General features: G+C 68.3%; 25 protein-coding genes. 17 read left to right on the top strand and 8 right to left on the bottom strand.

The features are described from left to right. Nucleotides 1-43 precede the first annotated feature (43 nt). On the bottom strand, nucleotides 44-610 hold the full coding sequence (locus D7Y04_RS20535) for a TMEM165/GDT1 family protein (protein ID WP_120565720.1): 567 nt from the start codon (nucleotides 608-610) through the stop codon (nucleotides 44-46). 367 nt (nucleotides 611-977) lie between these two features. Here D7Y04_RS20535 and D7Y04_RS20530 point away from each other — a divergent pair, with 367 nt between their 5' ends. Continuing rightward, entirely contained in the window at nucleotides 978-1,232 is a 255-nt protein-coding gene (locus D7Y04_RS20530; protein ID WP_120597199.1) for a ribbon-helix-helix domain-containing protein, read from the top strand. A gap of 166 nt (nucleotides 1,233-1,398) precedes the next feature. After that, complete coding sequence (locus tag D7Y04_RS20525; RefSeq protein WP_120597198.1) at nucleotides 1,399-1,872, top strand: hypothetical protein; 474 nt, start codon at nucleotides 1,399-1,401, stop codon at nucleotides 1,870-1,872. 13 nt (nucleotides 1,873-1,885) lie between these two features. Here the strand turns inward: D7Y04_RS20525 and D7Y04_RS20520 are convergent, their stop codons facing one another. Together D7Y04_RS20520 and D7Y04_RS20515 are read right to left on the bottom strand one after the other, a co-directional pair. Next, nucleotides 1,886-2,959, bottom strand: a complete 1,074-nt coding sequence (locus tag D7Y04_RS20520; RefSeq protein ID WP_120597197.1) for a lysylphosphatidylglycerol synthase transmembrane domain-containing protein — start codon at nucleotides 2,957-2,959, stop codon at nucleotides 1,886-1,888. A 156-nt stretch (nucleotides 2,960-3,115) separates the two neighbouring features. After that, nucleotides 3,116-3,319, bottom strand: coding sequence for a DNA gyrase inhibitor YacG (locus D7Y04_RS20515; protein ID WP_120576956.1), 204 nt, complete (start codon nucleotides 3,317-3,319; stop codon nucleotides 3,116-3,118). Between the two features lie 52 nt (nucleotides 3,320-3,371). Between D7Y04_RS20515 and D7Y04_RS20510 the strand changes: the two genes are divergently transcribed. Both D7Y04_RS20510 and D7Y04_RS20505 read left to right on the top strand, forming a co-directional pair. Beyond that, nucleotides 3,372-4,373 (top strand): magnesium transporter, encoded by a 1,002-nt coding sequence (locus D7Y04_RS20510; protein WP_121760424.1) that lies wholly within the window; start codon nucleotides 3,372-3,374, stop codon nucleotides 4,371-4,373. 34 nt (nucleotides 4,374-4,407) lie between these two features. After that, complete coding sequence (locus tag D7Y04_RS20505; protein ID WP_120597195.1) at nucleotides 4,408-5,397, top strand: NAD(P)H-quinone oxidoreductase; 990 nt, start codon at nucleotides 4,408-4,410, stop codon at nucleotides 5,395-5,397. 5 nt (nucleotides 5,398-5,402) lie between these two features. Here D7Y04_RS20505 and D7Y04_RS20500 read toward each other — a convergent pair whose 3' ends face one another. Continuing rightward, complete coding sequence (locus D7Y04_RS20500) at nucleotides 5,403-5,831, bottom strand: MmcQ/YjbR family DNA-binding protein (protein WP_121760423.1); 429 nt, start codon at nucleotides 5,829-5,831, stop codon at nucleotides 5,403-5,405. An 86-nt stretch (nucleotides 5,832-5,917) separates the two neighbouring features. On the opposite strand from D7Y04_RS20500, the gene D7Y04_RS20495 reads away from it, so the two are divergent. Beyond that, on the top strand, nucleotides 5,918-7,465 hold the full coding sequence (locus tag D7Y04_RS20495; protein ID WP_147477166.1) for a protein kinase: 1,548 nt from the start codon (nucleotides 5,918-5,920) through the stop codon (nucleotides 7,463-7,465). 61 nt (nucleotides 7,466-7,526) lie between these two features. Beyond that, nucleotides 7,527-8,564 (top strand): agmatinase family protein, encoded by a 1,038-nt coding sequence (locus tag D7Y04_RS20490; protein WP_121760421.1) that lies wholly within the window; start codon nucleotides 7,527-7,529, stop codon nucleotides 8,562-8,564. Nucleotides 8,565-8,568: 4 nt separating this feature from the next. Here the strand turns inward: D7Y04_RS20490 and D7Y04_RS20485 are convergent, their stop codons facing one another. Continuing rightward, nucleotides 8,569-9,576 (bottom strand): hybrid sensor histidine kinase/response regulator, encoded by a 1,008-nt coding sequence (locus D7Y04_RS20485; RefSeq protein WP_121760420.1) that lies wholly within the window; start codon nucleotides 9,574-9,576, stop codon nucleotides 8,569-8,571. 257 nt (nucleotides 9,577-9,833) lie between these two features. Here D7Y04_RS20485 and D7Y04_RS20480 point away from each other — a divergent pair, with 257 nt between their 5' ends. From D7Y04_RS20480 to D7Y04_RS44545, 11 genes are all read left to right on the top strand, one after another. Beyond that, on the top strand, nucleotides 9,834-11,174 hold the full coding sequence (locus D7Y04_RS20480) for a trypsin-like peptidase domain-containing protein (protein ID WP_120576949.1): 1,341 nt from the start codon (nucleotides 9,834-9,836) through the stop codon (nucleotides 11,172-11,174). A gap of 53 nt (nucleotides 11,175-11,227) precedes the next feature. Continuing rightward, a complete protein-coding gene (locus D7Y04_RS20475; RefSeq protein ID WP_121760419.1) occupies nucleotides 11,228-13,204 on the top strand; it encodes a serine/threonine-protein kinase in 1,977 nt (658 codons plus the stop codon). 162 nt (nucleotides 13,205-13,366) lie between these two features. Next, nucleotides 13,367-13,738, top strand: coding sequence for a YccF domain-containing protein (locus D7Y04_RS20470; RefSeq protein WP_120597189.1), 372 nt, complete (start codon nucleotides 13,367-13,369; stop codon nucleotides 13,736-13,738). 238 nt (nucleotides 13,739-13,976) lie between these two features. After that, entirely contained in the window at nucleotides 13,977-17,528 is a 3,552-nt protein-coding gene (locus D7Y04_RS44550; protein ID WP_158627567.1) for a hypothetical protein, read from the top strand. A gap of 205 nt (nucleotides 17,529-17,733) precedes the next feature. Beyond that, nucleotides 17,734-19,236 carry a hypothetical protein gene (locus D7Y04_RS20460; protein WP_233601516.1) on the top strand — a complete coding sequence of 501 codons (1,503 nt, stop codon included), beginning with the start codon at nucleotides 17,734-17,736 and terminating at the stop codon, nucleotides 19,234-19,236. After that, nucleotides 19,233-20,423, top strand: coding sequence for a hypothetical protein (locus D7Y04_RS20455; protein ID WP_121760418.1), 1,191 nt, complete (start codon nucleotides 19,233-19,235; stop codon nucleotides 20,421-20,423). The genes D7Y04_RS20460 and D7Y04_RS20455 overlap by 4 nt, the downstream gene beginning before the upstream one ends. A 145-nt stretch (nucleotides 20,424-20,568) precedes the next feature. Continuing rightward, nucleotides 20,569-21,429: a hypothetical protein gene (locus D7Y04_RS20450; protein WP_121760417.1), complete on the top strand. Its 861-nt coding sequence runs from the start codon at nucleotides 20,569-20,571 to the stop codon at nucleotides 21,427-21,429. A gap of 39 nt (nucleotides 21,430-21,468) precedes the next feature. Then, entirely contained in the window at nucleotides 21,469-22,389 is a 921-nt protein-coding gene (locus D7Y04_RS20445) for a DUF6310 domain-containing protein (RefSeq protein WP_121760416.1), read from the top strand. After that, nucleotides 22,386-23,141: a DUF5953 family protein gene (locus tag D7Y04_RS20440; RefSeq protein ID WP_121760415.1), complete on the top strand. Its 756-nt coding sequence runs from the start codon at nucleotides 22,386-22,388 to the stop codon at nucleotides 23,139-23,141. Before D7Y04_RS20445 ends, D7Y04_RS20440 begins: the two co-directional genes overlap by 4 nt. A gap of 120 nt (nucleotides 23,142-23,261) precedes the next feature. Beyond that, complete coding sequence (locus D7Y04_RS20435) at nucleotides 23,262-23,678, top strand: Tsi3 family protein (RefSeq protein WP_147477165.1); 417 nt, start codon at nucleotides 23,262-23,264, stop codon at nucleotides 23,676-23,678. Between the two features lie 144 nt (nucleotides 23,679-23,822). Next, nucleotides 23,823-23,966, top strand: coding sequence for a hypothetical protein (locus tag D7Y04_RS44545; protein ID WP_158627566.1), 144 nt, complete (start codon nucleotides 23,823-23,825; stop codon nucleotides 23,964-23,966). A gap of 28 nt (nucleotides 23,967-23,994) precedes the next feature. On the opposite strand, the gene D7Y04_RS20430 is transcribed toward D7Y04_RS44545, so the two are convergent. Genes D7Y04_RS20430 through D7Y04_RS20420 form a run of 3 tightly spaced genes read right to left on the bottom strand, consistent with a single transcriptional unit; the run spans nucleotide 23,995 to nucleotide 26,815 of the window. Further along, the gene (locus D7Y04_RS20430) at nucleotides 23,995-24,603 is read right to left on the bottom strand and encodes an iron-containing redox enzyme family protein (RefSeq protein WP_120598609.1); all 609 of its coding nucleotides are present in this window, start codon (nucleotides 24,601-24,603) and stop codon (nucleotides 23,995-23,997) included. 2 nt (nucleotides 24,604-24,605) lie between these two features. After that, nucleotides 24,606-25,835: a CapA family protein gene (locus D7Y04_RS20425; RefSeq protein ID WP_121760413.1), complete on the bottom strand. Its 1,230-nt coding sequence runs from the start codon at nucleotides 25,833-25,835 to the stop codon at nucleotides 24,606-24,608. Continuing rightward, nucleotides 25,832-26,815, bottom strand: coding sequence for a fatty acid desaturase (locus D7Y04_RS20420; protein WP_121760412.1), 984 nt, complete (start codon nucleotides 26,813-26,815; stop codon nucleotides 25,832-25,834). The genes D7Y04_RS20425 and D7Y04_RS20420 overlap by 4 nt, the downstream gene beginning before the upstream one ends. Nucleotides 26,816-26,821 lie beyond the last annotated feature (6 nt).

The raw sequence follows: 26,821 nt of genomic DNA, 5'->3' as shown, positions 1-26,821 counted from the left end.
CGAAGCCCCGGCGTCCCTGCGCGCCGGGGCCCTTCGCGAAGCCTCAGCCGCGCCAGGCCGTCCAGAGCGACACGAGGCCGAAGAGGAAGAAGAGCGCGGCGGTCACCCACCGCACGTACTTCATGTTCACCCGCCCGGACAGCCGATCGCCCAGGAACACCGCGAGGCCGTCCGACACCAGCATCCCCGCCGTCGTCCCCAGCGTCACCAACACCGGCGCCTGGTAGCGCGCGGCCACCGCCATGGTGGCCAGCTGCGTCTTGTCCCCCATCTCCGCCATGAAGAAGAGCGCCACCGTGGTGAGGAAGGCGCCGAAGCGCGGGGGCTTTCCGCCGTCTTCATCCAGCGTGTCGGGCTTGAGCGTCCACAGGCCGAAGCCCAGGAACAACACCGCCAGGACCAGCGCCATCACCCGCGCGGGGACGTGCGTGGACACCCATGTGCCCACCGATGACGCCAGCGCATGGTTGGCCACCGTGGCCACGAAGATGCCGCCCAGCACCACCCACGGCTTGCGGAACCTGGACGCCAGCGAGAACGCCAACAGCTGGGTCTTGTCCCCCATCTCACTGGCGGCGACGAGCACGAATGAACCGACGATTGCTTCCAACGACACGATGGCACCCCATCCCAGTTCCTGGCGCGGAGGATGTCGTGGTGTGGAGCGCTTCAGGGAGGAGCGCGCACGACGGACCTCGGCCAGGGAGCGTTATCCCTGTCCGAAGGTCTCGTTCGTCTCGCGCGCTTCACGAGATGGGGGCCCGGGCTGTCACCAGCCAGTGTGTCGAGCGCCCCTCCGCCCCTGTCTGCCGGGCGGGAACTACTCCCCTTACGTGGATGCGCGAGTAACAGCGCACCGGGTTTCAAGTCAACCCGGCCCGTCGCGTGTTCCTTTTTTTGACGACACGAGAGGCCGACCCCCTAATGCCCACGCCAGGTCGGTAGCGGCCTGTAGCAGCATTCCTGGAGGAAGCCCGATGCAGGATGGAAGCGCCAGCCCGCTGAGCCCCGACGCTCCGTCGTCCCCGTCCGTGGTGGAACCCGGTGAGGTCCGAAGCCCCGAGGCCGACATCGTCTCCACCCATGTCCTTGTTCCCGAGGAGCAGGTGCACAAGCTGCGCGAGCTGGCGCGGCGCACCCGCATCCACCAGAGCGAGTACCTGCGTGAGGCCGTGGAGGACCTGCTGTCCAAGTACGGCCGCATCCCCGCCAAGACGGAAGGCGAGTCGTGAGCGGCCCCCTGCTCCGCCGCCGTGCCCGCCTGCTGAGTGAGCGGCTGTGGCGCTGGCTGGAGCAGGAGCTGTAATCCTCCCGTCATCGCCTCCAGGCCCACCTGGAGCGGTCCGGGAGGAACACGCTAGGGTCTGCCGCCTCTCCTTCCAGGAGCCGCGCCCCCTGATGCGTCCGTCCCTGCTGTCCGCAATGCTCGCGCTGGCCGCCACCGGCTGCGCCGCCCCCGGCTTCGAAAAGCTCTACCCCGGCATGACGGCCGCCCAGGTGGCGGACACCATGGGCAGGGGACCGGCGCGGGCGCAGGAGTTCACGGACGGCTCGTCGGCCTGGTACTTCGACGAGGACCACTGCGTGCTGATGCGCGACCACATGCTCGTGGCCAAGTCCACCACGGAGACGCGCACCGCCGTGCGCACCCCCGTGGCCTCACTGGAGGACGCCACCAAGGCCTGGTGCGGTCCGCCGGGCACCGACGGCAAACGCGAGCAGCGCCTGGAGACGCCCTTCGGCACGTTCAAGGGCACCGTGGATCCCGCCGCCGTCACCGAACAGGTGAAGAACAGCGTGCGCATCCAGCAGGTGCCTCCCGTATCCCCGCCAGCGACCGACGGAGGGCAGGCCACCCAGCCCGCCCCGTAGCGACGAAGAGGCCTCAGGCCGCTGACGAGCGGGTGACCGAGGTGTCGTCGTCCTTCTTCATGTTCCCCGCCAGCTCGCGGAAGGACATGTGGCTGGTGGAGAGCAGGACGAGTCCGATGACGATCTGCTGCAGCGTCTGGCACAGCCACAGCACGTTCGCGTAGGCGAGCCCGTGCGCGTTCACCATCGCGGCGGGCATGAACAACCCCAGGCCCACCTTGGTGGCGGCCTGGAAGGTGCCCATCATCCCGGGCGCGGCGGGGATCATCACGCCCACCACCAGCACGCACATCACGATGTAGGACTGGAACAGCGACAGGTGCATGGGCTCGCAGGCCATGCCCGCCGCCGCGCCGGAGCAGTCGAAGGCGCGCGCGAGCAGCGCCATGCCCAGGCCGTTCAGGCCCCAGTAGCCAAACGTGTAGAGGAAGAAGAGGGCAATGTGCTTGCGGTCGGGGAGCTGGCGCATGGCCCCCACGAAGGTGTCCACGACGTCCGCCACCTTGTCCGCGACGCCCGGGGAGAAGCGGCCCACGGAGGCGCGCACCAGCCGCACCGTGCGCTCCTGCTGCCACAGGCCCAGCAGCAGGAACACCAGGCCGCCGCCGAACACGGCGAACATCAGCCACGCGCCCAGCTTCACGTACCGGACCTCGGGGGTCTCCGTGGGGACGAAGAAGAGCAACACGCGGAACATCGCCGCGACGAAGAGGCCGTCCACGATGCGCTCCAGCACCACGGACGTCATGGCCGCGCTGCGGCGGATGGAGCTGCGCTGGGCGATGAGGAAGGGCCGTGCGAACTCACCCAGCCGGAACGGCAGCACCAGCAGCATCATGAAGCCGATGCCGGACGCTTCGTTCAGCTTGCGGAAGGGGATGCGCTCCAGGCCCGACAGCAACGCGCCCCAGCGCAGCGCCCGGAAGACGTGGATGAAGCACAGGCACACGAAGTACGGGAAGATCCACGCGTAGTTGGCCGCCTTGAGGCTGGCGAGCTGCGTGGACACATCCGTGTCCCGGAAGGCCCACCACATGAAGGCAACTGTGACGAGCAGGCTGGCGATGAGGTTGACGGCGCGTTTCACGGCAGGCGGGTATAGCGTCACTCTCCCCGCGACTCCAGCGGCACGCCCGTCCCCTGCCCTCCGGGGCGCACGGGCGCGGGCCTTCCGGTGGCACGCTCCCCTGCCCCGTCGTTCGAGCGGTCCGGGAATCTTCCAGCTTCGGACGGCGGCAACGGCTCAGGCGTCGTGGCGGCGCGGCTCACCGTCGGAGGGGAGCTCGTCCTCCTGCTGCTCGGCCTGACGGTCGGGCACGCGGTACTCCTCACCCAGCCAGCGGCCCAGGTCGACGGCGCGGCAGCGGCGGGAGCAGAAGGGATGGGAGGTGTTTTCCGGCCGCGGAGGCACGGGCTTCTGACAGATGGGACACGGCGTGAGTGGCATGGCGGATGGAGTCCTAGATAAGCCTTGACGCTCCGGCGGGCCAGGACGTTTCGTGCCCCGACTCGTGCAGATGCCTCCGGAGACCGCTCACACGCTGTTGCAGGGCGACCGGCTGTCCCGGGACTTCACCGCGGTGGGCGTGGAGGACACGGCCGCCCAGGCGCTGGAGAAGCTGCGCGCCCACCCCGGCACGGGAGAGATCTTCTACTGCTACGCATGCGACCCGGCCGGCCGGCTGGTCGGCGTGGTTCCCATCCGCAAGTTGATCCGCGCGGCTCCCGACGACCGCGTCGCGTCGCTGATGTTCACGCGGGTGGTGAAACTGCCGGTGGACGCCTCCGACGCGGTGGTGGAGGACTTCTTCGTCACCTACCGCTTCCTGGCCTTCCCGGTGGTGGACGCGGAAGGGCGCATCGTGGGTGTGGTGGAGATGAACCAGTTCGTGGACGCGTTCTCCGACACGCTCTTCGACGAGGTGGAGGGCCGCGTGCGCGACCAGGTCTACCGCTTCGTGGGCCTGCCCAAGGGCGAGGCGAGCGAGACGCGGCCGGGGCGCATGGCGCTCAAGCGCTTCCCATGGCTGCTCGTGAACATCGCCGGCGGGTTCCTGGCGGCCACGACGACGCGCCTGTTCGAGCACACGGTGGCGGAGCTGGTGGTGGTGAGCGCCTTCATCCCCATGGTGCTGGTGCTGTCGGAGAGCCTGGGCGTGCAGACGACGGCGGTCTCGGTGTCGATGGTCACGCACGGAGAGGTGGACCGGAAGGTGGTGACGCGCGAGGTGCTGGCCGCGAGCCTGGCCGGGCTGATGGCGGCGGCGGTGGTGGCGCTGCTGGGGCGCTTCTATTCGCCGGGGTTCGGCTTTCCCCTGGCGCTGTTCGTGGCGGTGACGGTGTCCGCCACGCTGGCGTCGTGCCTGGGGGGCGTGCTGCCGTTCCTCTTCAAGAAGCTGAAGGTGGATCCGCACCTGGCGTCGGCGCCGCTGGTGCTGGCGGTGTCCGACAACGTGACGCTGCTGGCGTACTTCGGACTGGTGACGCGATTGTTGTTGTAACGGTGGCGGGTTTTCACGCGGAAGGGGGCAGGTCATGAAGGTCGTGCGCATCACGAAGCCAGGCGGTCCAGAGGTCCTCGCGTTCGACGAGCGGCCGGAGCCGATGCCGGGGCCCTACGATGTGCAGGTGCGCGTGCGAGCGAGCGCGCTGAACCGGGCGGACCTGCTCCAGGTGCGCGGTGCCTATCCGCCGCCGCCGGACGTGCCCCAGGACGTGCCGGGCCTGGAGTACGCGGGCGAGGTGGTGGCGGTGGGTCCGCGCGCGCGCAAGTTCCAGCCGGGCGACCGGGTGATGGGGCTGGTGGGTGGCGGCGCGTGGAGCGAGGTGATCACCACGCACGAGCGCGAGGTGCTGCGCATGCCTCGCGGGCTGGACTTCGCGGACGCGGCGGCGCTGCCGGAGGCGTATCTCACGGCGTATGACGCGCTGGTGCTCCAGGCGGACCTGAGGCCCGGGGAGACAGTGCTGGTGCACGCGGTGGCGAGCGGCGTGGGTTCCGCCGCGGCGCTGCTCTGTCGGGCCATGGGCGTGCGGGTGGTGGGCACGGGCCGGAGCGCGGAGAAGCTGGCGCGGGCCAACGAGTGGGGCGTGGGCCACACGGTGCTGTGCGAGCGCAACCCACCGGTGTTCGCGGACGCGGTGCTCGCGGCGACCGAGAACCGGGGCGCGGACGTGTGCCTGGACCTGGTGGGCGGCGCGTACCTGCCGGAGTCGGTGAAGGCCATGGCGCCCCGAGGGCGGCTGATGCAGGTGGGCTCGGTGGCGGGCGCGCGCGCGGAGTTGGACCTGGGTCCGGTGATGCGCAAGCGGCTCACGCTCAAGGGGACCGTGCTCCGCAGCCGGCCCGCGGAGGAGAAGATGCTGCTCACGCAGGTGGCGGAGCGGCAGCTGTTGCCCCTGTTCGACTCCGGCGCGCTGAAGGCCGTGGTGGACGCGGTGCTGCCCATGACGGAGCTCCGCTCCGGGTTGGAGCGGATGGCGGGCAACAGCACCGTGGGCAAGATCGTCGTTCGCTGGGACTGAAGCCGCTACACGCTTCGCTTGCGGGCGGGAGCCTTCTTCACCGCTCGCTTGGGAGCAGCCGCGGCGGGCTCCAGCGCCTTGAGCACCTTGGCGGAGGCGCAGCGGCGCCAGGCCTCCTGGAGCAGGACCTGCAGCAGGCGCCGATTCACGGTCCTCAGACGCACGATGACCATGGGCCAGTCCTGGTAGTGCGGCGTCACCTTGAACATGTCTGGTTTGGAATCCAGCAGGGCCTCGCGGTGGTCGAAATCCACCTTGATGACGATGGAGTCGTCATCCAGCACCCGCGCGAAGAGCTTGTCGCTCACCCGGAACCCGGGCGTTCCGTAGGAGGGGCGCTCCTCCGTTGAAGGCAGCGCCAGCGCCATTTCGCGCACGTCGTCCACCGTGATCCCGCCCTTGCGCTTCGCCACCGTCTTCTTCCGGGTTGCCATTTGTGTCCTTTCCGTCACGTTGAGACCTGGACTGCTGGGGATGCCGGAGTTTCCGGCCTTCGTCTCCCTTTGCTACCGTGACCCGGGTGAGTGCGACGCAGCCTCTCCCCTTTGGCCGTTACGAGCTCCTGGAGCGCCTGGGCGCCGGGGGAATGGCCATGGTCTACCGGGGGAAATACACGGCGGGCCCCGGCATCACCAAGACCGTCGTCATCAAGCGCGTCCTGGGCGAGTACGCGGACAACCCCGCCTTCGTCGAGATGTTCCTCAACGAGGCGCGCATCTCCGTGGGGCTCAACCACGGCAACATCGTCCAGGTCTTCGACTTCGGACAGGTGGAGGGCGAGTACTTCCTGGCCATGGAGTTCGTGGACGGCCAGCCGCTGTCCCGCGTGATGAAGCAGCTCAAGGCCCGGGGAATGCCCTGGATGCCCGCTCCGCTCGCGGTGAGCACCGTCATCGAGCTGTGCCGCGGCCTGCACCATGCCCATACGCGCACGGACGAACAGGGCGAGCCCCTGGGGCTCGTGCACCGGGACATCTCTCCCGACAACGTCCTCGTGAGCTACGAGGGCGAGGTGAAGGTCTCCGACTTCGGCATCGCCAAGGCGCGGCTCGCGGGACGGCCGGAGACGGAGGTCGGGGTCGTCAAGGGCAAGTACTCCTACCTGGCACCGGAACAGCTCAAACAGTGGCCCGCGGACGCGCGCGCGGATGTCTACGCGGTGGGCGTCGTCCTGTTCGAGCTGCTCTGTGGCGAGCGGCCCATCACCGGCAACGAACTGGAAATCTTCCAGCGCGCCACCGAGGGCCGTCACACGCCAGCGCGCAGCCTCAACCCGGGCCTGGACGAGGACCTGCTCTCCATCCTGAAGCGGGCCCTCATGCCCTCTCCGGACGAGCGCTACCGGAGCGCGGAGGCGCTGCAGCAGTCCCTGTCGGATTGGCTGGGCACCCACGCGCCGCGCCTCCCCACCCATGCCCGGAAGCTGTTCATGGCGTGGTGCTTCCAGGAACAGCTGGCCGCCCAGCACCGGCCCGTCTCCATTCCGGACCCATTCCTCCGGCAGCTCCAGACCTGGCGCGACGAACGGCTGCTGGCCAGTCGCGCCATCGTGGACGCCAAGTCCACTCCGCCTTCGCCCGCGATGCACGAGTGGCCCGTGCTCCCCGCGGAGCTGGTTCCCCCAAGCCTGCCCCGGTTTCCCCAAGACGCACCCGAGGAGAATCCTCCCCCCGTGCCGCCTGAAGTCCTGGCCAGGCCCCGCTGGAGTCACCACTGGCGCAACGGCCTCATCATGGGAGGCGGTGCCTTGCTCGGCGTGCTGCTGCTGACGTGGGTCATGCGCTCGGGCGAGCAGCACAAGCGCTCCTCCGATGTGGCGGACGCGGCCTATTCCAAGGGCAGGGCCTTCCTCGAACTGGGGCGGCCCGCGGACGCCTTGTCCTCGTTCCGCGATTGCGTGGAGGCGGAGCCGGACAGAGGTGCGTGCCGGTTCGCGCTGGCCAACACCTACGAAAACCTGGGACGGGTGAAGGAGGCGCGGAAGGAGTACGACCTCTACATGCGGTTGGGAATCCAGGGGCCCAACTCGGAGCATGCCCGCAAGTTCATGAAGGCCTTTGCCCCCTGAGGGCAGCCAGGCGCCACCGAAGCCATTGCGCCCCGGGAGCGGAACCGTATCCTGCGCCGCCATGGCTACCCACTTCGACCCCGCCGCCGCCGCGCAGCCGGGCTCCGGCATCTTCGGCCTCCCCCACTCTCCCGACGAGGCCCACGTCGTCGTCATCCCCGTGCCCTTCGAGGCCACCACCAGCTACGGCGGTGGCACGTCCAACGGCCCCGCCGCCCTGCTGGAGGCCAGCAAGCAGGTGGACCTCTTCGACGTGGAGACCGGCCGGCCCTACGAGCGCGGCATCGCCATGCTGGAGGCCCCCGCCGAACTGCACGAGTGGAACGAACGCGCCAAGGAGCGCGCCCAGCTCGTCATCGAAGCGGGCGGCATCGACTCCGGCGAGGCCGAGCTGCTCTCCGCCGCGAAGGACGTGAACGGCTTCAGCGAGAAGCTCAACGACCACGTCTACCGCACCGCGAAGCAGTGGATTGACCAGGGCAAGCTCGTGGCCGCCGTGGGTGGCGATCACGCCATCTCCTTCGGCATCGTCCAGGCCCACGCGGAGAAGTACCCCGGCATGGGCGTGCTGCACCTGGACGCGCACGCCGACCTGCGCGTCGCGTACGAGGGCTTCACCTGGTCGCACGCGTCCATCTTCTACAACGTGTGCGAACGCATCCCGGGCGTGAAGACGCTGGTCCAGGTGGGCCTGCGCGACATGAGCGAGAACGAGCACCGCTACATCGAGAACTCCGGCGGCCGCATCCACGCCTTCTACGACGCCGTCCTCCAGCAGAACCGCTTCGACGGCCTGCCCTGGAACCAGCAGGTGAAGCAGATCGTCGACAAGCTGCCGCAGCAGGTCTACCTGTCCTTCGACATCGACGGCCTGGACCCCGTGCTGTGCCCGAACACCGGCACCCCCGTCCCCGGCGGCCTGTCCTTCCCGGAGGCCATCGCGCTCGTCGCGGGCGTCGTGCGCTCGGGCCGCACCATCGTCGGCTTCGACCTCACCGAAGTGGCACCCGACCCGGAAGGCAGCGAGTGGGACGCCAACGTGGGCGCCCGCCTGCTCTACAAGATGATCGGCTGGATGCTGAAGTCGCAGAAGGCCTGAGGCATCAGGCCACGCGCGGCAGTGACACGCTGAACGTCGCGCCCTGCCCTGGGCGCGACTCGGCGGAGAGCGCGCCACCGTGCAGCTTCGCCAGCTCCGAGGCCACGTAGAGCCCCAGCGCCTCGCCTTGCGCGGGGCCCTCCGGGAAGGGCTGGAACAGCCGGGGCAGCTCCGCTTCGGGGATGCCCGGTCCCGGGTCGCTCACGCGCACCAGCACCTGCTCCGCGGACGCCTTCAGCTCCACGCGCACCCCGCCCTGCCTTGCCGCGTTCGACAGGAGCACGTCGAACACCTGCTCCAGGCGCTCCGGGTCGAAGCGCAGGCCCACCGCTTCCGGGGGCACCGTCACCTCCACCGGCACGCCCGGCCCCGTGGTGCGGCACCGCGCGACGGAGGCCTCCAGGGGCTGGCGCAGGTCTCCCTCCACCGGCCGCAACGTCACGCTGCCGGAGCTCAGACGGGCGGCGTCCTGGAGGTAGCGGCCCATCCGCTCCAGCGACTGGAGCTGCGCGCCCAGCGCCTCCACCGCGCTCTTGCTCGGCGGCGGCAGGTCTCGAAGCGTGCGCAGCTGATCCCTCGCGGCCTCCAGCGGGCCCTGGAGCGACTGCGCCACCCAGCGGCTCAGCGCCTCCACGGGCGTGGCGGGCTCCTGGGGCACGGCGGGAGCCTTCGCCAGCACGTCGTGGACCAGCGCCTCGAAGTCGGTGATTTCAAAGGGCTTGTTGAGGAACGCGGACGCATCCGGCGAACCCTGCTGGAGCACGGCGCTCAACAGGATGATGGGCACCTCGCGCAGGCCCGGCTCCTGCTTCAGCCGGCTGCACAGCTCCATGCCACTCATGCGCGGCATCATGTGGTCCGTCACCACCAGCCGCGGCCGGTGGATTCTCGCGAGCGCCAGGGCCTCCTCGCCATCGCGCGCGCGCACCACGTCGTGCCCCAGGTCCTCAATCACCTGGCTCAGGACTTCCAGCACCGCGGGTTCGTCATCCGCGACCAGGACGAGACTCATGCGCAACCACTCCCAAGGCCCCCGCGGGCAGCCAGCAACACGCCGCGCCGGGACTCCCAGGGCTGCCCCTGCTCCCCCAACGCCGCAATCGGCCCAGGGCAAGGACGTTCTGCCTGAAAGTGCGTTCGATCACGGCCGCACCATCTGGTCTATGAAGAGCGGGACGCCGCTTCCAGACACCCAGGGAATGGCTGAGGCCTTCCCGACATTCAGACTGTCTTCCGGGAGACAATTCCCGGCGACGTACGGAGGAAGGCATGAGGGCAGCACACATCCGGTGGGGGCTCTTGCTGTGGGGGCTCGTGCTGGCACTCCCGGCGCACGCGGACCTGTCCCGGCGCCGCAGCGACGTGGTGGAGGTCGTACAGAAGGTCTCCCCGGCGGTCGTCTACATCGGCACCGAACAGGAGGTGGAGTCGCGCTTCCGGGGCCGGCCCCGCTCGCCGCTGGAGGAGTTCTTCGGCCAGGGGATGGCGCAGCCGGAGACGCGCCAGCGCATCACCGGCCTGGGCAGCGGCGCCATCATCGACCCGTCCGGCATCATCGTCACCAACGACCACGTCATCCGGGGAGCCTCCGCCATCCACGTGGTGCTCGCGGACGGGCGCACCTTCGACGCGGAGGTGGTGGGCAGTGACGCGAACAACGACCTGGCGGTGCTCAAGGTCAACGCGAAGGAGCCCCTGCCCACCGCGAAGCTGGGCACCAGCAGTGACTTGATGATTGGCGAGACGGTGGTCGCCATCGGCAGTCCGTTCGGCCTGAGCAAGACCGTCACGGCGGGCGTGGTGTCCGCCACGGGCCGCACCTTCCGCGCGGATGACCGCGTCTACAACGACTTCCTGCAGACGGACGCGGCCATCAACCCGGGCAACTCCGGCGGGCCGCTGCTCAACGTGGACGGGGAGATCATCGGCATCAACACGGCCATCTACGCCAACGGGCAGGGCATCGGCTTCGCCATCCCCGCGGACAAGGTGCGGCGCATCGTGGAGGAGCTCACGCGCTTCGGGAAGGTGCGCCCCGCGTGGGTGGGCATGGACACGGCGGACCTGCCCACGCAGGTGGCCGCGCGGCTCGGGTGGGACCGCACGTACGGCGTCATCGTGACGAACGTGGATCCGGACAGCCCCGCCGCGCAGGCCGGTGTGCAGCGCGGAGACGTGGTCGCGGAGCTGGGCGGTTCGCGCATCCAGGACGCGGAGGATTTCGACTCGCGCGTGCGCGGCTATCCTGCCCGCTCGGTCTTCCCCTTGGTGCTCTTCCGAGCAGGCGGCAACCGCACGGTGCAGGTGACGCCAGTCGAATTTCCAGCTCGCCTGCTTGAGAACCTGGCGTGGGAGAAACTGGGACTGCGAGTGAAGGAGAGCAAGGGCGGGATGGCGATTGCGTCCGTGCGGCAGGGCTCGGCTGCCTCGGAGATTGGGCTGGAGCCGGGGGACGTGCTGTTGCGGATGAACAATCAGCCTGTCCCCACGGGTGACACTTTCCGTGAAGCCCTGCTGACGGCGCGACGGGGACGTAGCGTGCTGTTGCTCGTGCGGCGCGGGCGTTACGGCTACCACCTGACGCTGCCTTTCGCCGGGCAGCGAATCTAGGCGCGACCCGGGGATTCCAGGATCGACGGGAAGGGCACTAGCATGCCGTTCCCATGAGTTCGCCTCGCTATCAGTCACTCGGCCCCCTCCTTGCCGGAGAGGGCTCGCGTGCCTTCCTCGGACTGTCGATTGAGGAAGGCAGCACGCCCCGCCCCGTGGTGCTCATCTGGGCACCGCCTGAAATCGCGCAGAACCCGGAGCTGGTGGCGCGCCTGGAGCGCGAGACGAACCGCGCCATCGTCTTCGAGCACCCGAACATCCTGCGCGTGCACGGCCTGGAGAAGCTGGACGGAGGCCTCGCGCGAGTCACCGAGTTCGCGGACGGTGAGCCGCTGCGGCGAGTGCTGGAGGCGAACCCGCGCATGACGCCGGGCTTCGCGGCGCTGGTGGTGGCGGACGCGGCCATGGGGCTGCACTACGCGCACGTGGCGGGCAACGACGACGGTTCGCCGCTGGTGCACGGAGACATCCGCCCCGAGACGCTGATGGTGTCCTTCAGCGGCTACACGAAGGTGACGGGCTACGGCGCGCTGTCCGTGGCGCCGCGCGAGCGCGGTGGCAAGCGCGTGAAGAACCGCCGCGCGTACACGTCCCCCGAGCAGCTGTTGGGCGGACGTGAAGCGGTCAACGTGCAGTCGGACGTGTTCCTGCTGGGCCTCACGCTGCACGAGTGCCTCACGGGGAAGATGCCGTTCAAGGAGTCGGCGGATCCGGACAAGGCGGTGCTCAACCGCGCCCTGCCCCCGATGCCGGCGGACGTGCCGCTGAAGCTGGACGCCGTCGTGCGCCGCGCGACGACGAAGCGGGCGTTGGAGCGCTATTCGTCGGCGCTCGCGTTCCGCGAGGCGCTGGTGGATGCGATTGGCAAGCTGCCGACGCACGAGGAGTTCGCGGAGCACCTGGCGAAGCTGTTCCCGCCGGAGGCCGAGGCTCGCGCGGCGCGGCGGGCGACGATTGAGAAGGGCATCGCGGAGGCACTGGCGAAGGCGGGCATGCCGACGCCGCAGATCGCGGAGATCATCGCGAACGGCGCGGGGCTCGCGGAGCCCGTGAAGAGCAAGGTGCCGGAGTTCTCCTCGGCGGAGAGCAGCAAGCCGGCTCCCGTGCAGCCCGTGGTTGCCGCACCGCAGGCTTCCGCGCCTGTGCAGCCCGTGACGGCGGCGCCTCAGGCTTCCGCTCCCGCGCAGCCCGTGGCGACGGTGGCCCCGGCGCCCGTGCAGGCGCCGCGGAGCACGCCTGTCGCGGCCCCTGCGCAGAGCCATGCCCCGAGCACCGCGAGCCCGGCCACGGCACAGGCCGTGACGCCCTCCCCTGCTCCGACTGCCTCCACGGAGACGCGGCCCGCGGGCCCCATCTTCGGTGGAGCGGCGAGCCCCGCGGCGCAGCCGGTGGCCGCGCAGAAGCCCTCACGCTCCTGGGTGCCCTTCGTGGTGGGCGGTCTCGTGCTGACGCTCGGCGCGGGCGCGGTGATCGTCCAGCGCCAGCTCCAGGGCACGATGACGGTGGAGACCTTCGACGCGGGCCTGCCCATCGTCGTGGCCGAGCCCTTCGACGCGGGCATCGAGGACGCGGGCGTGGACGCAGGGGTGGACGCGGGCCCCGTGATGGGCATCCTGGACCTCACCGTGGAGCCGCGCGTGGAGGTCACGCTCAACAACGCGCTGCTGGGTCGCACGCCGCTGTCCGCGTCGTTGCCGCCGGGCAAGCACCTGCTGACCTTCACCAACGGCGCGCTCGGCATCTCCGTGTCGCGCACCGTGACGGTGGCCCCCACGGGCCGCTCCGCCTACCAGTTCTTCCTCAACAAGGCCTTCATCAACGTGCGAGGCCCGGCCGGCGCCAACGTCTCCGTTGACGGCAAGCCCGTGGGCACGGTGCCCGTGGAGGAGCTGGACGTCTTCGAGGGCTACCACCGCCTCAACGTCAACGTGGGCCCGTCGCACTGGCAGAAGACCTTCACCATCGAGCCCGGCCAGCGCGTCAACTTCGACGTGGACTTCCAGGAGCCCCAGGAGGCCGCGGAGGAGTAGGCGCCGGTTGGCGGGACGCCTCCACGACGGGGCTCGGGGATGGACAAACACCCCGGGCCCTGGCTCAAGCGCTAGCAGCGCGCGCGGCTCCTGAAATCGAGGCCTGGCGAAATTCAGGCGGGCGCATGTCATCGACTGACGACTCCAACGTATAAGCCGATCATGAACCTGCTTCTGAACCTGTTGTGGATCATCTTCGGCGGAGGGCTGGTGCTCTGCCTCGAGTACCTGTTGGGTGGACTGGTGCTCTGCCTCACCCTCGTCGGCATCCCGTTCGGCGTGCAGTGCTTCAAGATGGCCGGTCTCGCGCTGATGCCCTTCGGCAAGGACATCGAGGATCTTCCCAGCGCGGGCGCGATGAGCTTCGGGCTCAACATCGTCTGGGCACTCTTCGCTGGAATCTGGATCTTCCTCACCAACGTCGTCATCGGCGTCAGCCTGGCGCTGACGATCATCGGCATTCCGTTCGCGTTCCAGCACCTCAAGCTTGGAATGGTCGCGTTCGCTCCATTCGGCAAACGCATTCGCGGCTGACCGCCTGCCTCCATAACGGATTCCCGCCTTAGGCTGATCTCGTGCGCAGTCGGCCTTCGTAATCACGCTTGCCGAGCGGTTTTGCCGATCATCGCCTGCAGGTCGGCGAAAGGGACTGGTCCGACCAAGGCCGGCGGGGCGAACACACCGGTCTTGAAGATAGACTGCACAGAGCAAGCGGGCCGCCCTGTTGGAGGAGGCCCGCTCTCTGTTGGTTTCTCCGCCCGGGAGGTCCGTCGTGCGAATCGCTTTCGTGCTCGAAGACGCCACTCCGATGACCCGGAGAATTGCCCAGGTCGTCGTGGGAAGCCGTCCGGCGCTCAATGAGAGCTACCTCAAGAATACGGTCGGCGCTCGCGGCCCCACGCAGGCCTATCGCCATATCGTCGCCCACACGCTGCTCGCGCGGGCACTCCACAAGGCGCTGCGCGGTCTCACCCCGAGCGAGGTTCGCGAATGGCTCAGTCGCGATGAGGCCTGGCTCGATCCATTCACCCTGGACACCTATCGCGCGCCGGTCCTCCTCAACGGGGAGATTCCAGACAGCCTGCTCGGGGTTCAATCCGCGGTGGGAGCCTGGCTGGCCAACGCCACCAACTACACCGCCAACCTCGCGGTGGGCGTCTCGGACATCAACACCCACAAGGGCGCGAAGATCAATCCCGGGTTCGCGGCCGTCAAGAAGGGGTGGAGCCGCGAGCTCTGCCCCATCGAGGACGTCGTCTCGCTTCACTGCTACGACATCCAGCGGCCAGGGGAAGAGGTCCGCTACGAAGCGGGCGGCATGTTCTATGGAGGTGAGAGGCCTGGGTTCTTGGACGAATACCTTAAACGCCCGCATTTCTACCAAGGGACCACGCTGCGCAGCACGCCGGGCACGAAGTTGGTCATCCAGTACTACATGACCCACACCGCTCCGGAGCTCCGCTATGAAGGCAGCGGCCTGCTCTCCGTGCGGCAGACCTCCACGGATGCATGGAGCCCCGTGGGCATGGCGGACCCCAAGACGACGCAGATCCATTCCAGCACCGGCGACAGCCTGGGGATTCCCTCCAGCCCAGGTGACTATGATGCGCTCGCGCTGAACCTGGGCTGCTTCAGCATCCAACTTCTGGTCACCGAGAGCGTGCGCGCCCTCCGCGTCTCGAACGGAGCGGTGCTCGAGGTCAGCCGGTCCTTGGAGGATCTCCTTTCGTCAGCGAGGGTGAATCAGGACAGGGCCGAGCTTCTCCTGAAGGCCGCGATCGATCCGCCCTCCCTGCACGACAAGGTCGTCACCGAGAACTTCATCATCAAGCGCTCGACGAGCCTCAAGAAAGAGTTGGTGAATCTGCCGGCGAAGATCCGCGACAAGAATAGGGCGATTACCAGCACCAAGAAGGAGCTTGAGGGCGCCACGGTTCCCAAGTCGCAGCAGACGATCCGGAATCGACTGCGCAATCAGAAGAAAGCGTTGGAAACGCTCGGCCTGAAGCAGGACGAACTGGAGGCGCGTCAGGATGAGCTCGCCAGGATCCAGGCGATCAAGGCCCAAGACCTCGATGAGATCTATACAGCCATCCTGAAGCCCGAGCTGACCATGGAGGATCCCCGGACCGGAGTCGCCGTCACGGGAGGACGGGTCTACGAACGCAGACCCATCGCGGTCCTGGCCTTGGGCTGGAAGAACAAGTACCTCCCCAGGGAGGTCCGCGACGAGCTGGACCGGGAGCTGACGTCGCTCGAAAACCAGGAGCGCCATCACCTTCGCTCCACGCCCCAAGTCCCGCTCACGACCCCGTCCACCACCACCACCACCACCACGGCCCCTGCTCTGCGGGACAACGACTTCAAGATCTGGCCGGTGGGCTTCGTGCTCGAGTACGACAGCTCGCCCATGACCCGACGGATCCTCAAGGTGATCACGGGAGAACGGCCCGCGCTCCAGAAGGGCAAGCATGGCCTGAAGAAGGTCGAGGGCGAGGACCTGCGTCACATCGTCCCATACGTCCTCATCGCCAAGGCACTGCGGCAGAGCCTCAAGGGACTCACCCTTGAGCAGGTCGCCCAATGGGTCGAGAATCCCCAGGTCTGGTTCGGCGGCCAGGCGGAGCAGCAGCTCAAGCAGTTGCGAGACAACGTAGGACTCGGCGGAGCGAGTGCCTACGGGAAGCTCATGCGCACGGTGGGGGCCATCCAGTCCGCGGTGGGCGCCTGGCTGGACGCCGCCACGAACGACTCGAGCAACCTCTACTCGGGCGATCGCGCGATCAACGTGAGCAAGGGAGCGTCGATCCACTCGCGGGCCCTGGCCATCAAACAGGTCTGGCGGCGTTATCTGTGCAAGTGGAGCGACGTCGAGCGGATCACCTGCCAGGATCAGCTCTCGTCCGACGCGGTGGACTTCCGGCGCCTCGAGCCGATCCACGAGGGCACTCTCAGGGGAAAGGTGAGCACCGCGGTCTCGCGGGACCTTCAGCTCACGTCTTGCTCCAAGGGCGTGCCCTTCGGGCCGAAGAGTCACACCCTGGCGCTCGGCGGAGTGCTCACCTCCTATCCGGGGACGTGCTTTCGCGTCACGCTCCAGAACGGGGAGGCGGTCCCCATCCAGCCGGGTGCGCTCCTCATCGACAAGACCGGGCACGTGTTCCAGGTGAGCCGGCAGTTTTCCCTCATTGAAAAGCGCTTCGAAAAGCACTCCGTCCGAGTCCTCTCGTTTCCGGCCAAGGACAGCAGTGAGGTGGATTCGGAACACCAGGATCGTTCCAAGGCCTGGATGGTCGTGGCCGTGGATCCCCTCAAGCTCCAGGCAAAGAAGATCGAAGACATCGACGCGACTGAGAATCTGGAAACCCTTCTGGCCGCGATGAAGTCGATGAAGATGAAGTGCCCTGCCCCTAATTCCGAGGAGGGGTGGGTGAGCAAGACCGTCGTCGAGGTGGCGCTGGGGGAAACGGGCAAGTACATGGTCCCCACCGACTTCCAGAAGATCCAGGCGCCCCCTCCCCGGCAAGCGCAGTCCCGGTCCTCCGTCTTCTCGAACAACAACCGCTCTCGCCCGTTCAATCGCCCCAGCGATTCGGGGAACCGCGCGACGTCTTCGTACACGCAGCAGCACGACTCACGGTTCTCGTCCTCCCACACGTCCTCCACGCATGAGCAGAAGGGGAAGCGCGACCCCTCCATGCGTTCGGAGTCGCCTGAGTCGAAGAACGAAAAGAGGAGGAGGCTGATGCCCTCCGAGCCGCCCCCACAGGACACGTCCATGGACAACAGCGATTCGAACCTGCTGGACGTGCTTGCGATCCTCGACAGTCTGTCCCCGGAGATGCGGCGCGAGTTGCAGCAACTGGCCGCCCCTCCTCAGCAGAGCTTCCATGCGCCGATGATCCAGACGACCTACGTGCCGCAGGACGCCTATCTGCCCTACACGCCGCTTCAGCAGTACAACCAGCAGCAGTACAACCAGCAGCAGTACAACCAGCAGCAGTACAACCAGCAGCAGTACAACCAGCAGCAGTACAACCAGCAGCAGTACAACCAGCAGCAGTACAACCAGCAGCAGTACAACCAGCAGCAGTACAACCAGCAGCAGTACAACCAGCAGCAGTACAACCAGCAGCAGTACAACCAGCAGCAGTACAACCAGCAGCAGTACAACCAGCAGCAGTACAACCAGCAGCAGTACAACCAGCAGCAGTACAACCAGCAGCAGTACAACCAACAGCAGTACAACCAGCCCCCTTATCGCCCGTCGAACCCGCATCAGGGCCATCCCCCGGGTTCCAACAACTGGAATCGGCGCAAGTAGACCGAGCCTCGTGGAGCCTGGATCTGCCGGAGCCGGCTCCCCGCGAGTGTCAGTCCGCGGAGTCTGCCGCGTCATGCTACGGTGAGGGGCGCCGCTCGCGGGACTGTGATGCGATTTCCGAACCGGGCCTTTGTAGCTTGACTAGCTAATCGTGTCCGCCCTCCCCGAGCGGCGCTCCCGCCTCATCAGGAAGGGTGAACCTTCGATGGACATCGTGGGAGCACGTGCCGAGCAGGTCGCCCGTGAGGACCTGGTCATGTTCGTCAACGCGTGCTTCTCGTGCACCGGGCAGCGCGAGTTCTACAACGATGGGCGCGGGCAGGCGGTGTCCATCGAGTTCCTGCACGCCTACATCCTCGGCAACTACCGCCGCCTCTACACGCGCACCCTGGCCGCGGGCATCAACCACTTCAACCAGGCGCAGATCATCCTCAACCTGCTGGCGAGCGGGAAGCAGACCCCGTCCGCGGACCGGCACGAGGAGGGCGCGCTCATCGCGGCGGCGCTCCGGGCCCTGCCGCCCCAGCGGGCCTACCGGGTGCTGGACGTGCTGCGCGAGCGGCGCATCAACAACCGCCGCTCCCGCGCCATCGTGCGCGAGTTCCTGAAGGGGCGCGCGGACCTGCACTTCGACGCGGTGAAGTACCGCTCCAAGCTGCGCGCCGCCGTGGCGCACACCCACCTCAAGCTGCCCGGAGAGCTCAACCCCTTTCTCTTCCACGGCTGGCGAAAGCGCGTGTTCCAGGCGCCCCTGCTGGAGACGTTCCGCAAGGCCCACTACGACGCCTCCGCCCTCTTCGAGCTGCCCTACACCGTCGCCGAGGGGCTCGCCGCGAAGCACCAGCTCCCCCGGGACGTCTTCCTGCGGAAGATCGAGCCGCGCCTCACCGCCGCCGAGAGGCTGCGCTTGCAGGGCTCGGCCACGCGCACCCAAGGGGCCATCGCCCTCGACCTGGGGCGCACGCCGCTCACCCGGCTGGCGCTCTACGTGCTCTCCCTCCCCCTGGAGGTGCGACGGGAGCGGCTGGCGGAGCTGCACACGGCGCTCGAGCAGGCGGCAGTGAACAGCCTGCGCCGGGCCTCGGTGCCCCTGGGCCGGGTGGCGGCCGTGCTGGACAACAGCTACTCCGCCTCGGGCTCGAGCGAGAAGCGCCGCCGGCCCCTCGGGGTGGCGCTCGCGGCGCACTACCTGCTGGCCGCCACGGCGCGCGAATACCGCGCATTCTGGATGCATCCTCCCGAGCACCCCCTGCTCGCGCGCGCCCGGGGGCAGACGGACCTCGCCACCCCGCTGCTGGACGCGCTGGACTGGATGCCCGAGCTGGTGGTCGTCGTGTCGGATGGCTACGACAATGATCCCCCCAACGCCGTGGCCGAGGTCACCCGCCTGTTTCGCACGAAGCTGGACCCCGCCCGCCGCACCACCATCATCCACGCCAACCCGGTGTTCGCCTCGGAGCTCTACGCGCCCCGGGGGATCGGGACGCACGTGCCCACCGTGGGCGTGCGGGACGCGGAGGACCTGCCCACGGTGCTCGGCTTCGCGCGCTTCGCCGAGGGGGCCTCTCCCCTGGCGGAACTCGAGGACTACCTGGCGGCGCGCGTGCGGCGGATGCTCGAGCACTCGCCCCGAGGCCACGCCGGAACCGAGCCCCCGAAGTCCCGCTCCGAGCTCCCGGAAGAGTCGCTCGACGAGGAGGTGGCATGAAGGAGGGAGACACGAGCGCGGTGCGGCGGCTGCCGCTCACGGGGCTGCGGCTCGCGCCCTCGCAGGTCTGGGGGAGCATCCGCCTGGTGCCCGTGCTGCGCGATGACATCCCTGGAGACCTGCGCATCACCCGCAGGAGCTACGACGAGGACGTGAGCGTCGTGTCGCTCCAGGGCGGGTTGATGGAGCCCGGGCTCCATTACGTGTCCTACGTCCCCCATGGCCTGGTGGTGGACTGGGACGACAAGGGCGCGGCGGTGACCTCCGAGACCCGGCTGCGCAAGCCCGAGGGCAAGGAGGGCAAGAGCCTCAAGCACGGGCCCTTCTCCTCAACGCGGGTGCTGCACCGCATGGTGCACCGCGAGGACAAGAACCGGTTGCGGCTGTTGCCCATGCACCTGACGATGGAGGGCTTTCTCGCGCTGTATTTCGGCGGGCCGCAGGTGGCATGGAGCGAGTACTCCCAGGAGGCGCTCTCCCAGGGGCTCAATCCCCGGAGCGAGTGGAGCTCCTCGGGTTGGGCCAGCGCGGCCTTCGCGGAGGCGCTTCGCATCTTCGAGCTGCACGAGCGCCAGGTGGGCGTGCTCATCTTCCAGGCGGACGCGCTGCTCTCCTGCGCCATCGTCTCGCACCCCGAGGACTACCGCGCCCTGCACCGGGCCCTGCTCGAGGACTTCTACGGGGATCTGCTCGTGCAGTACGGCTTCCTGGGAGACGTGCCCGTGCTGGGGACAGGCGTGGAGGATGCGAGCGTGAACTCGATGAGGGACCTGAGGGCCGCCATCGAGCGCATGCGCGCGGACTGGGCGGACTTCATGGGCTTCATGGCCGAGGGCATCATCGGCGCCGAGGTGATCACCTCCCCCCTCTACGAGGCGGGGCCCTTCCACCTCCAGCGCTTCATCACGGGCTTGTCGCCTTCGGAGGAGAACCACATGGGCGAGGCCATCCTGCGCGGCGACGGCACGGTCGAGTACCTCAAGACCTACCGGCTCTCGGCGGCGCAGACGCGCCGGGCCTATCTGCTCAAGCAGCTCGCGCAGGGGGGCTGGAGCCTGGAACGCACCGCCGAGCATCTCAAGACGACCCGGGACGAGCTCATCGTCCGGCTGCGCAACGCGGGCTTCGGCTACCTGCTCAAGGAGCACGTCCTCAAAGCGGCCGAGGCCCGGCACGCGCGGCGCTGAACACTACGCCGGGGCGTGAACGCGGGCCGGGCGGCCCCGGGCTCGTCGAGCTTGCGCGTGAGGCGATCCCGTTCGCGGTTGATGCCGTCCACCTGGGCTGGCGAGAAGTCGACCGTCATTGCCTCAAGTGACAGGCTCATCTTCCATGGGAACGTGGCTGAACGTGGCCTTCATTCAGAGTGCCGATACCGCCCGGGTCGAGAGAGAACTCTCACGCTTGTTGGTGGAGGAGGGGCGGCGATTGACAACCCCCAAGCCGCGCACCCCGGAGCGGTACGATCGCATGCAGTACGGGCTCGGTGGCGAGGTGCGGCGCTGGGGACTGGCGGGGTTTCAGGGGGCACCTGGGTGGACCGTCCTGCGCACGGCCCCCTTCGAGCTCCTGATGCAGGGAACTCCGCCGCTGCTCGCACGCCTCTCCTCGCGCCTGGGCGTGCCCGCCTTTCAATACAACATCTATGACAGCACCCCAGAGTTCCTGATGGAGGTGGATGCCGACGGGCGCGTCGAACTCTCGGGGTTCGTCGGTCAAGAAATAACGCGCTATTGGAACAGCGAACCGCCAATGGAGCGTTTGGATACGCAGTTTCGTATCATCGCTCCATCAGCAGTGGCCGAATGGGCAGAGTCAGCCATGCCGAACGCATGTGTTACCGGATGGATTTATTGCCCCCTCGCCGCCCCGCCTCGGACGGACTTCGACGAACTGCGTGAGTCACAGCAGGCGGATCTCGTGCGATGGCTCGGGCAATTGGGCACCCGAATCGACCCCAAGAGCCAAGAGTGGCGAGTTCATCCCGCGCACATTGTTCGCAGGCTCGCTCAAGCTGGCAGTTCGTTTCTTCCCGCCGAAGAATGCGTGGAGCCGGCCATCAAGACTGTATTTGGCGGACCGAACGCCAGGCACTGCGACAACCTCTTTCTCGTGGAGACGCTCCTCCCCCATGCCCCCATGCCCGTCGATGGATTCGTGTTGTACGCGGAAGCGAGCAGCATGGAGGCGTAGGTGCATCATGACCGCTGACTCGACTGAACGGACGTGACCATGCGACTCCGCGCCTGCGCCGCACTCCTGCTCTTCATCTCGGCTTGCGCCACGTCGGCACCGAGTCACAAAGAGCACGCGCCCCGGAACCCGAGGATCGCCAACCTCCAGCGAGCAGCGACCCTGCCGTGGACAGACGGTGGGAGGTGCGTGGTCCGCGAGGCGTCCCAACCTTGGCCGGTTCTGGTGGAGCGGTGCTATCTGACCCTTGACCATGACCGGCTCGAGTTCCACGACACCACGGGAAGATGCACGGTCGCCTCCGCTGACGCCGCTGCCATGGGAATCGGGTTCTGCGTACTGGCGGCTCCTGAGATTGCCGTGGGAGCTGTGATCGTACTTGGCGTGGTGGTGGTCGGCGTCGCCATCAAGGAAGCGCTGGATGCATACGAACTCCGCCACGCCTACCCCGAGGAAGCAGGGACCTCGCGAGGAACGAAGGTGGCTTCCCGGGAAGCTGAAGCGCAACAAGGCAAGCCCAAGCTGAAGCCCGAACCAGCGGGGCAGGACTGGCAGCCCCCAGTGCCGCCCGTGCCCGTGGACCGGACGGGACGCGCCAGTTGCGATCCTGTTCCAGTGCCCCACGCTGGCGAGGATGACCCGCATAATGAATGTGCCGACAAGTTCCCACCCAACCGTTATCCCGGAATGGATGTGCTTGTTGGCGGTGTGCGCTTCGATGCGTTGCAAGTCGGCGTGCGCAAGCTGTGGGAGATCAAGACCCATCAATTCGACACGTACACTGACTTTCTCCGACGTCAGGTGATCGGCGAACAGGCGACCAAGATGCGGGAAGAGCAAGACATTGCAGAGTCTTGTGGATATGGCTTCGTCGTTGGCGTGAGCAGTGCCGCACACAAAACAGCGCTGGAGCGCGCGGCGCCCGAACTGGAAATCGTTGTCACGGGGTGCAAGCGATGACCACCCAAAGCACCCTCGACGTCATTGTCTACGCGCCCGCTCTCACCATCAAGGACGGTCGCACACTCGCTGTCGTCCACGGGATGGAACGTACGATCCCCGGAGTGCGTCTGGAGTGGAGAGTTGCCGACGACGGACGCCTCATCTCATTGCCGCAGCGCGACGCGTGGCTCACCGAAGAAACGAAAGATGGGAGCTTTCCGCTGGTGTGCAACGGTGACGAGAGCTACCCCGTCACGATTTATGGATTGCAAACTCCCGCGCGCCGGGCACCGGGCCGGCAGCCGTTACTCGACGTCCATGCAGAGCTACCACTGGACGAGGCCGTCATCGCAGCCGCAGCGGAGGTTCTCGTAGGCGTGGCAGAGGGGGCCCGAGCGTTTTGGGGGCATGCGACGCCGTCTAGCGCGGGTGTCGAGATCGCACGGCAAACACGAGATCCCGTCCACAAGCCAGGGATTCCGCCCCGAGGGCTGCCAGCACTCAAACTGCCCGAGAAGATCCGCGCGCCTGAGATTCCGCATCGCCTCGGATGGCTGAACTACTGGTCGGCCGCTGCCGCAGAAGCCATCGGGTTTCCGGACCCGACCCGCGACGCCGACCTTCTCTCAAGAGCACGTCGCACGGAGTCGGGCGGGTGGGTCGTGCAGCTCACCGACGCGCCCCTCGACCTGGACAACCCCGCCCACCTGGATGCGCTCCAGCGAGCCTATGAACGGTTCCCGGAGATCGGCGGACGTGCAGCACCTTGACCCGACTCAGGGGCCCGGCTTTCCTTGAGTCCTGGGATGCGTACTCAAATCCACCGTGCGGTGGGGGTCTTCGTTCTTCTTGCGCTGGGGATGCTCGGTTGCCGAGAAGCAGCTCCCCCCATGACCGCGCTGCGCATTCATCCACCCGTCGCGGGTCATGAACTCTGGCTTGCCTCCCACTACAAGGCCGAGACGCGCGAGCACGGCTGGTTGGTCACGCCGGCTTCTGGTGCACGTGAGACTCGCGATCCAATCCAGATCGCTGTCGACATCATCGCGGGCCCCGCCCCGGATGCTGGGTCGACGGAGCGCGTGGGCGCACGGCGGCTGCGGCGTCTGGTGGAGACCTCCGAGGGCGGTTCCAGCGGGGAGGCCGTGACCCTGACCTATGTCGAGGCTTTGGGACCAGCAGCCTCCGTTCGCTACCGGCAGCTGCGCTTCGCCGACGGCCTGGCCCCGAGCTTCGAATTGGATGAGTTGATCCGCCGACAGGGGCTTTCGGTGGCGAAGCCCGCTTCAGACCCGACGCCCTTTTGAACGAGGGCATGAGACCGGCCCATCACCCCAAGCGCCTCAGAATCGAGCACACCTCTCCTGCATTGGCGACCGCGCCGAGCCAGCCCGCTCGCTTGACGGTCCGCGCGGAAGCTGGAGAACATCCGGATCCGACGAGGGACACGGATGCTCTTCTATTACGAATGTCAGCACTGCAAGCGGGTCAGTCAGAACGACGAGTCGATCGTGTTCGGCAGCAAGGCCAAGGTCCGGGACGGCTCCCACGCCCTCTACGCCACGGAGATGCCCAGGTCACCCGAGCACAAGTGACGCACTGGCTGGCCTGCGGGGGCCCGGCCTATGCCTCCGCGAGCGCCCGGCGATGGATGGCCACCCAGAAGTCCGCCGCCTGGCGCGCGCCGTCCAGCAGGGGCTCGGGGCCGTGCGCACCGAGTGACTCGCAGAGCGCCTGGGCCCGCGCGCCGTGCTCCACGTCCACGTCCAGGTGCACGAGCAGGAAGCGCGCCCGCGTCCTGTCCAGGCCGAGCCGCCCCAACCCCTGGCGTGTGTCGCCCCCGAGGTGCCGCGCCACGCCCTCCAGCACGTACAGCGCGCCGAGGAACGAGAGCTGACGCTCCGCCGGGATGCCTTCCCAGAAGGCGTGGAACGCGGAGACCTCGCGGGGCGTGGCGTCCGACGGCGTGCGCCCGAAGGCCGCGAGGTCCGCCTTCGCGAGCTGGTAGTGGGACTGCTCGTCCGCCGCGAGCTCCGCGAAGAAGGCCTTCAGCTCGGGGAGCGTGGCGCGCTCGGCCGCGAGCCGCAGCCGGTCTCCACTGCGCAGCGTGTAGTGGTACATCATGTCCAGGAAGGCCACGTACCGCTCGGGCGTCACGGCCGGCAGCCAGCCCGCGACCTGCCGGGCCATGCCCACGGTGAATGCCTCCAACTGCTCCCGCATCGACACCATCTTCAGTCCCTCCGGGTTGAAATCAGTCCGCCCAGGGTGCGCCGCGCGTGCGCGAGGTGCGGCGCCGCGCGCTCCAGGCCCAGCTCGTCCACCGCCACGACGCCCGCGTCCAGGAAGCCCTCGCCGCCCAGGCCCCGCCCGCACGCCGTGGGCACCGCGCGCACGTCCACGAGTCGCAGGGGGCCCCCCGCGTCCCGCGCGAGCGCGAGCTTCAGCACCGCGCCCGTCTGGCACGCCCGCGTGGGCATGATGCTCAGGAAGTTGCCGAGCGAGTACGCGATGAGCCCCACTCGCGGCGGCCCTCCCCGGCGCACCTGCGCGGGGCACGTGGGGTCCCCGCCGTCGATGGAGACCAGCTCCACGGGCTGCAGCACGTGCGGCGAGGAGCCCAGGAGGATGTCCGCCCCTCGCTCGATGAGGCGGTAGGCATGCTCACGCTGGAGGGACTCGGGCCAGTACTCGTACTCGAAGCCCCAGTGCGGCATGAGCACCACGAGGTCCGGCCCCACCGCGCGCGCCGCGTCAATGAGGGCGCCCAGCCGCTCCCAATCGGGCGCATGCAGCGGGTTGCCCAGGCGCGTCACCGGAACGCCCTCGGGCGGCGCCCCCGCCAGGTGGTTGATGTCATACGTCACCGCGGCAATGCCCAGGCGCACTCCGGCCACCTCCAGGCCCGCCACCGCGTCCTCCGCCCGGGGGCCTCCGACGCAGCGGTGCTCCGGGCGGGCCAGCACGCTCTGGCGCGTGCGCTCCAGCCCTTCCGCGCCCTGGTCCAGCGCGTGGTTGTTGCACAGCGAGAACACGCGGTGGCGCGCGGTGCCCTCCCACGCGTCCAGGTAGCCCGGCGGCGCGTTGTAGTAGAGCGTCTCGTAAACGCGCCGGGGCACGGGCCGCGCCGGGTCCACGGGCGTCTCCAGGTTGGCGAAGGCCACGTGCGCGTCCGCCATCAGCGCGCGCACTCCCGGGGAGAGGGCCTCGCGGAAGCCGCTGCGAATCCACATCACATCGCCCACGGCGCACAGGTTGAGCGCCGCGGGCGCGTCGGGCCTCCAGCTCCCGGAGGCGAGGTGCCGGGCGACGCGCGCGAAGTGCTCGGCGTCCTCGGTACGGCGCGGCTCGGGGACGTGGAGGAGGCTCTTGGCGATGTAGCGCAGGTTGAGGTCCCAGCGGGACAGCGGCCAGCGGCCGTCCTCGTAGCGGATGTCCGCGTACAGCTGGCGCAAGGCGTTCATGGGCGCTTTCGTTCCAGGGTGACGAGCCGCACGTCCTCGTCCACGACGGTGGGGCCGGCGAGCAGCGCGCGTCCCATGACGTCGAGGTAGCTGTCGAAGACGGGGGCGCCGCGCGCGAGCAGCCCGGGGCGCAGGTGGGTGTGCAACCTCGCGAGGTTGTAGCCGGGCACGCGCGGATAGAGGTGGTGGTCCAGGTGGTAGTTGAGCCCGTTCCAGAGGAAGGTGACGAGCCACGTGCCGCGCACCGTCGTCGCGGTGTGGAAGCGGTCCCCGCGCCACGTGTTGGCGTAGTGGTCCGCGATGGACTTGAGGCCGTTGAGGGGGCTGGCGAAGAGCACCGGCAGCAGCCAGCACTCCACCGCGCCGGGGACGAGCCCTTGCCGCGACAGCAGCCAGAAGAGCCCCGCGTAGAATCCCGCGTAGCAGAGCAGCACCGCGCCATGGCGGCGCAGTCGCGCGCGGGAGAAGTGCTGCAGCGGATAGAGGACGTTGAAGTAGATGAGGCTCAGCGGGAGGCCGAGCAGCACGGTGGCGTAGAAGAGCGCGCTCAGCCCGAGCGAGCGGCGGCCCGCGTTGTAGGCGTCGGGGTCCTTCTGCGTGCGGTTCCAGCGGTGGTGCGCGAGGTGGTCATGGCGCATGGGCTCGTAGGCGATGCCCACGAGCAGGCTGAGCGCGTTGCCGAAGAGGCGGTTCTGCCACGGCCGCGGGAAGAGGTTGTCGTGCCACGCGTCGTGGTCGAGCTGGATGAGCCCCATCACCGCCCCACCCGCCAGCATCCACAGCGGCAGCTTCACCCAGACGCTGCCCGCGTGGGCAATGGCCACGGCCGCCGCGACCCAGACACCCAGGTGCAGCGCCGCCATGCCCACCGCGCGCAGAGGACGGATGCGGAGCAGCTCCACCAGTTCGGCACGGGAGAGGCCGGGCGCCGGGGGCGCGGCACCGGGCGAATCAGCGGGACGTAAGAGGGCTGGCTGCATGGCGCG

Origin of the sequence: Corallococcus sp. AB038B, assembly GCF_003668955.1 — a bacterium.
GTDB classification, from domain to species: Bacteria; Myxococcota; Myxococcia; order Myxococcales; family Myxococcaceae; genus Corallococcus; species Corallococcus exiguus.
The sequence above is the reverse complement of the archived record's forward strand: the minus strand, read 5'-3'. Positions and strand labels throughout refer to the sequence as shown.

Excerpts from the sequence above, each read along its gene's own strand:
- D7Y04_RS20530 (WP_120597199.1), top strand. The coding sequence starts at position 978 with ATGCAGGATGGAAGCGCCAGCCCGCTGAGCCCCGACGCTCCGTCGTCC.
- D7Y04_RS20525 (WP_120597198.1), top strand. The coding sequence starts at position 1,399 with ATGCGTCCGTCCCTGCTGTCCGCAATGCTCGCGCTGGCCGCCACCGGC.
- D7Y04_RS20515 (WP_120576956.1), bottom strand. The coding sequence starts at position 3,319 with ATGCCACTCACGCCGTGTCCCATCTGTCAGAAGCCCGTGCCTCCGCGG.
- D7Y04_RS20505 (WP_120597195.1), top strand. The coding sequence starts at position 4,408 with ATGAAGGTCGTGCGCATCACGAAGCCAGGCGGTCCAGAGGTCCTCGCG.
- D7Y04_RS20500 (WP_121760423.1), bottom strand. The coding sequence starts at position 5,831 with ATGGCAACCCGGAAGAAGACGGTGGCGAAGCGCAAGGGCGGGATCACG.
- D7Y04_RS20490 (WP_121760421.1), top strand. The coding sequence starts at position 7,527 with ATGGCTACCCACTTCGACCCCGCCGCCGCCGCGCAGCCGGGCTCCGGC.
- D7Y04_RS20485 (WP_121760420.1), bottom strand. The coding sequence starts at position 9,576 with ATGAGTCTCGTCCTGGTCGCGGATGACGAACCCGCGGTGCTGGAAGTC.
- D7Y04_RS20480 (WP_120576949.1), top strand. The coding sequence starts at position 9,834 with ATGAGGGCAGCACACATCCGGTGGGGGCTCTTGCTGTGGGGGCTCGTG.
- D7Y04_RS20475 (WP_121760419.1), top strand. The coding sequence starts at position 11,228 with ATGAGTTCGCCTCGCTATCAGTCACTCGGCCCCCTCCTTGCCGGAGAG.
- D7Y04_RS20470 (WP_120597189.1), top strand. The coding sequence starts at position 13,367 with ATGAACCTGCTTCTGAACCTGTTGTGGATCATCTTCGGCGGAGGGCTG.
- D7Y04_RS20460 (WP_233601516.1), top strand. The coding sequence starts at position 17,734 with ATGGACATCGTGGGAGCACGTGCCGAGCAGGTCGCCCGTGAGGACCTG.
- D7Y04_RS20455 (WP_121760418.1), top strand. The coding sequence starts at position 19,233 with ATGAAGGAGGGAGACACGAGCGCGGTGCGGCGGCTGCCGCTCACGGGG.
- D7Y04_RS20450 (WP_121760417.1), top strand. The coding sequence starts at position 20,569 with ATGGGAACGTGGCTGAACGTGGCCTTCATTCAGAGTGCCGATACCGCC.
- D7Y04_RS20445 (WP_121760416.1), top strand. The coding sequence starts at position 21,469 with ATGCGACTCCGCGCCTGCGCCGCACTCCTGCTCTTCATCTCGGCTTGC.
- D7Y04_RS20440 (WP_121760415.1), top strand. The coding sequence starts at position 22,386 with ATGACCACCCAAAGCACCCTCGACGTCATTGTCTACGCGCCCGCTCTC.
- D7Y04_RS20435 (WP_147477165.1), top strand. The coding sequence starts at position 23,262 with ATGACCGCGCTGCGCATTCATCCACCCGTCGCGGGTCATGAACTCTGG.
- D7Y04_RS44545 (WP_158627566.1), top strand. The coding sequence starts at position 23,823 with ATGCTCTTCTATTACGAATGTCAGCACTGCAAGCGGGTCAGTCAGAAC.
- D7Y04_RS20430 (WP_120598609.1), bottom strand. The coding sequence starts at position 24,603 with ATGGTGTCGATGCGGGAGCAGTTGGAGGCATTCACCGTGGGCATGGCC.
- D7Y04_RS20425 (WP_121760413.1), bottom strand. The coding sequence starts at position 25,835 with ATGAACGCCTTGCGCCAGCTGTACGCGGACATCCGCTACGAGGACGGC.
- D7Y04_RS20420 (WP_121760412.1), bottom strand. The coding sequence starts at position 26,815 with ATGCAGCCAGCCCTCTTACGTCCCGCTGATTCGCCCGGTGCCGCGCCC.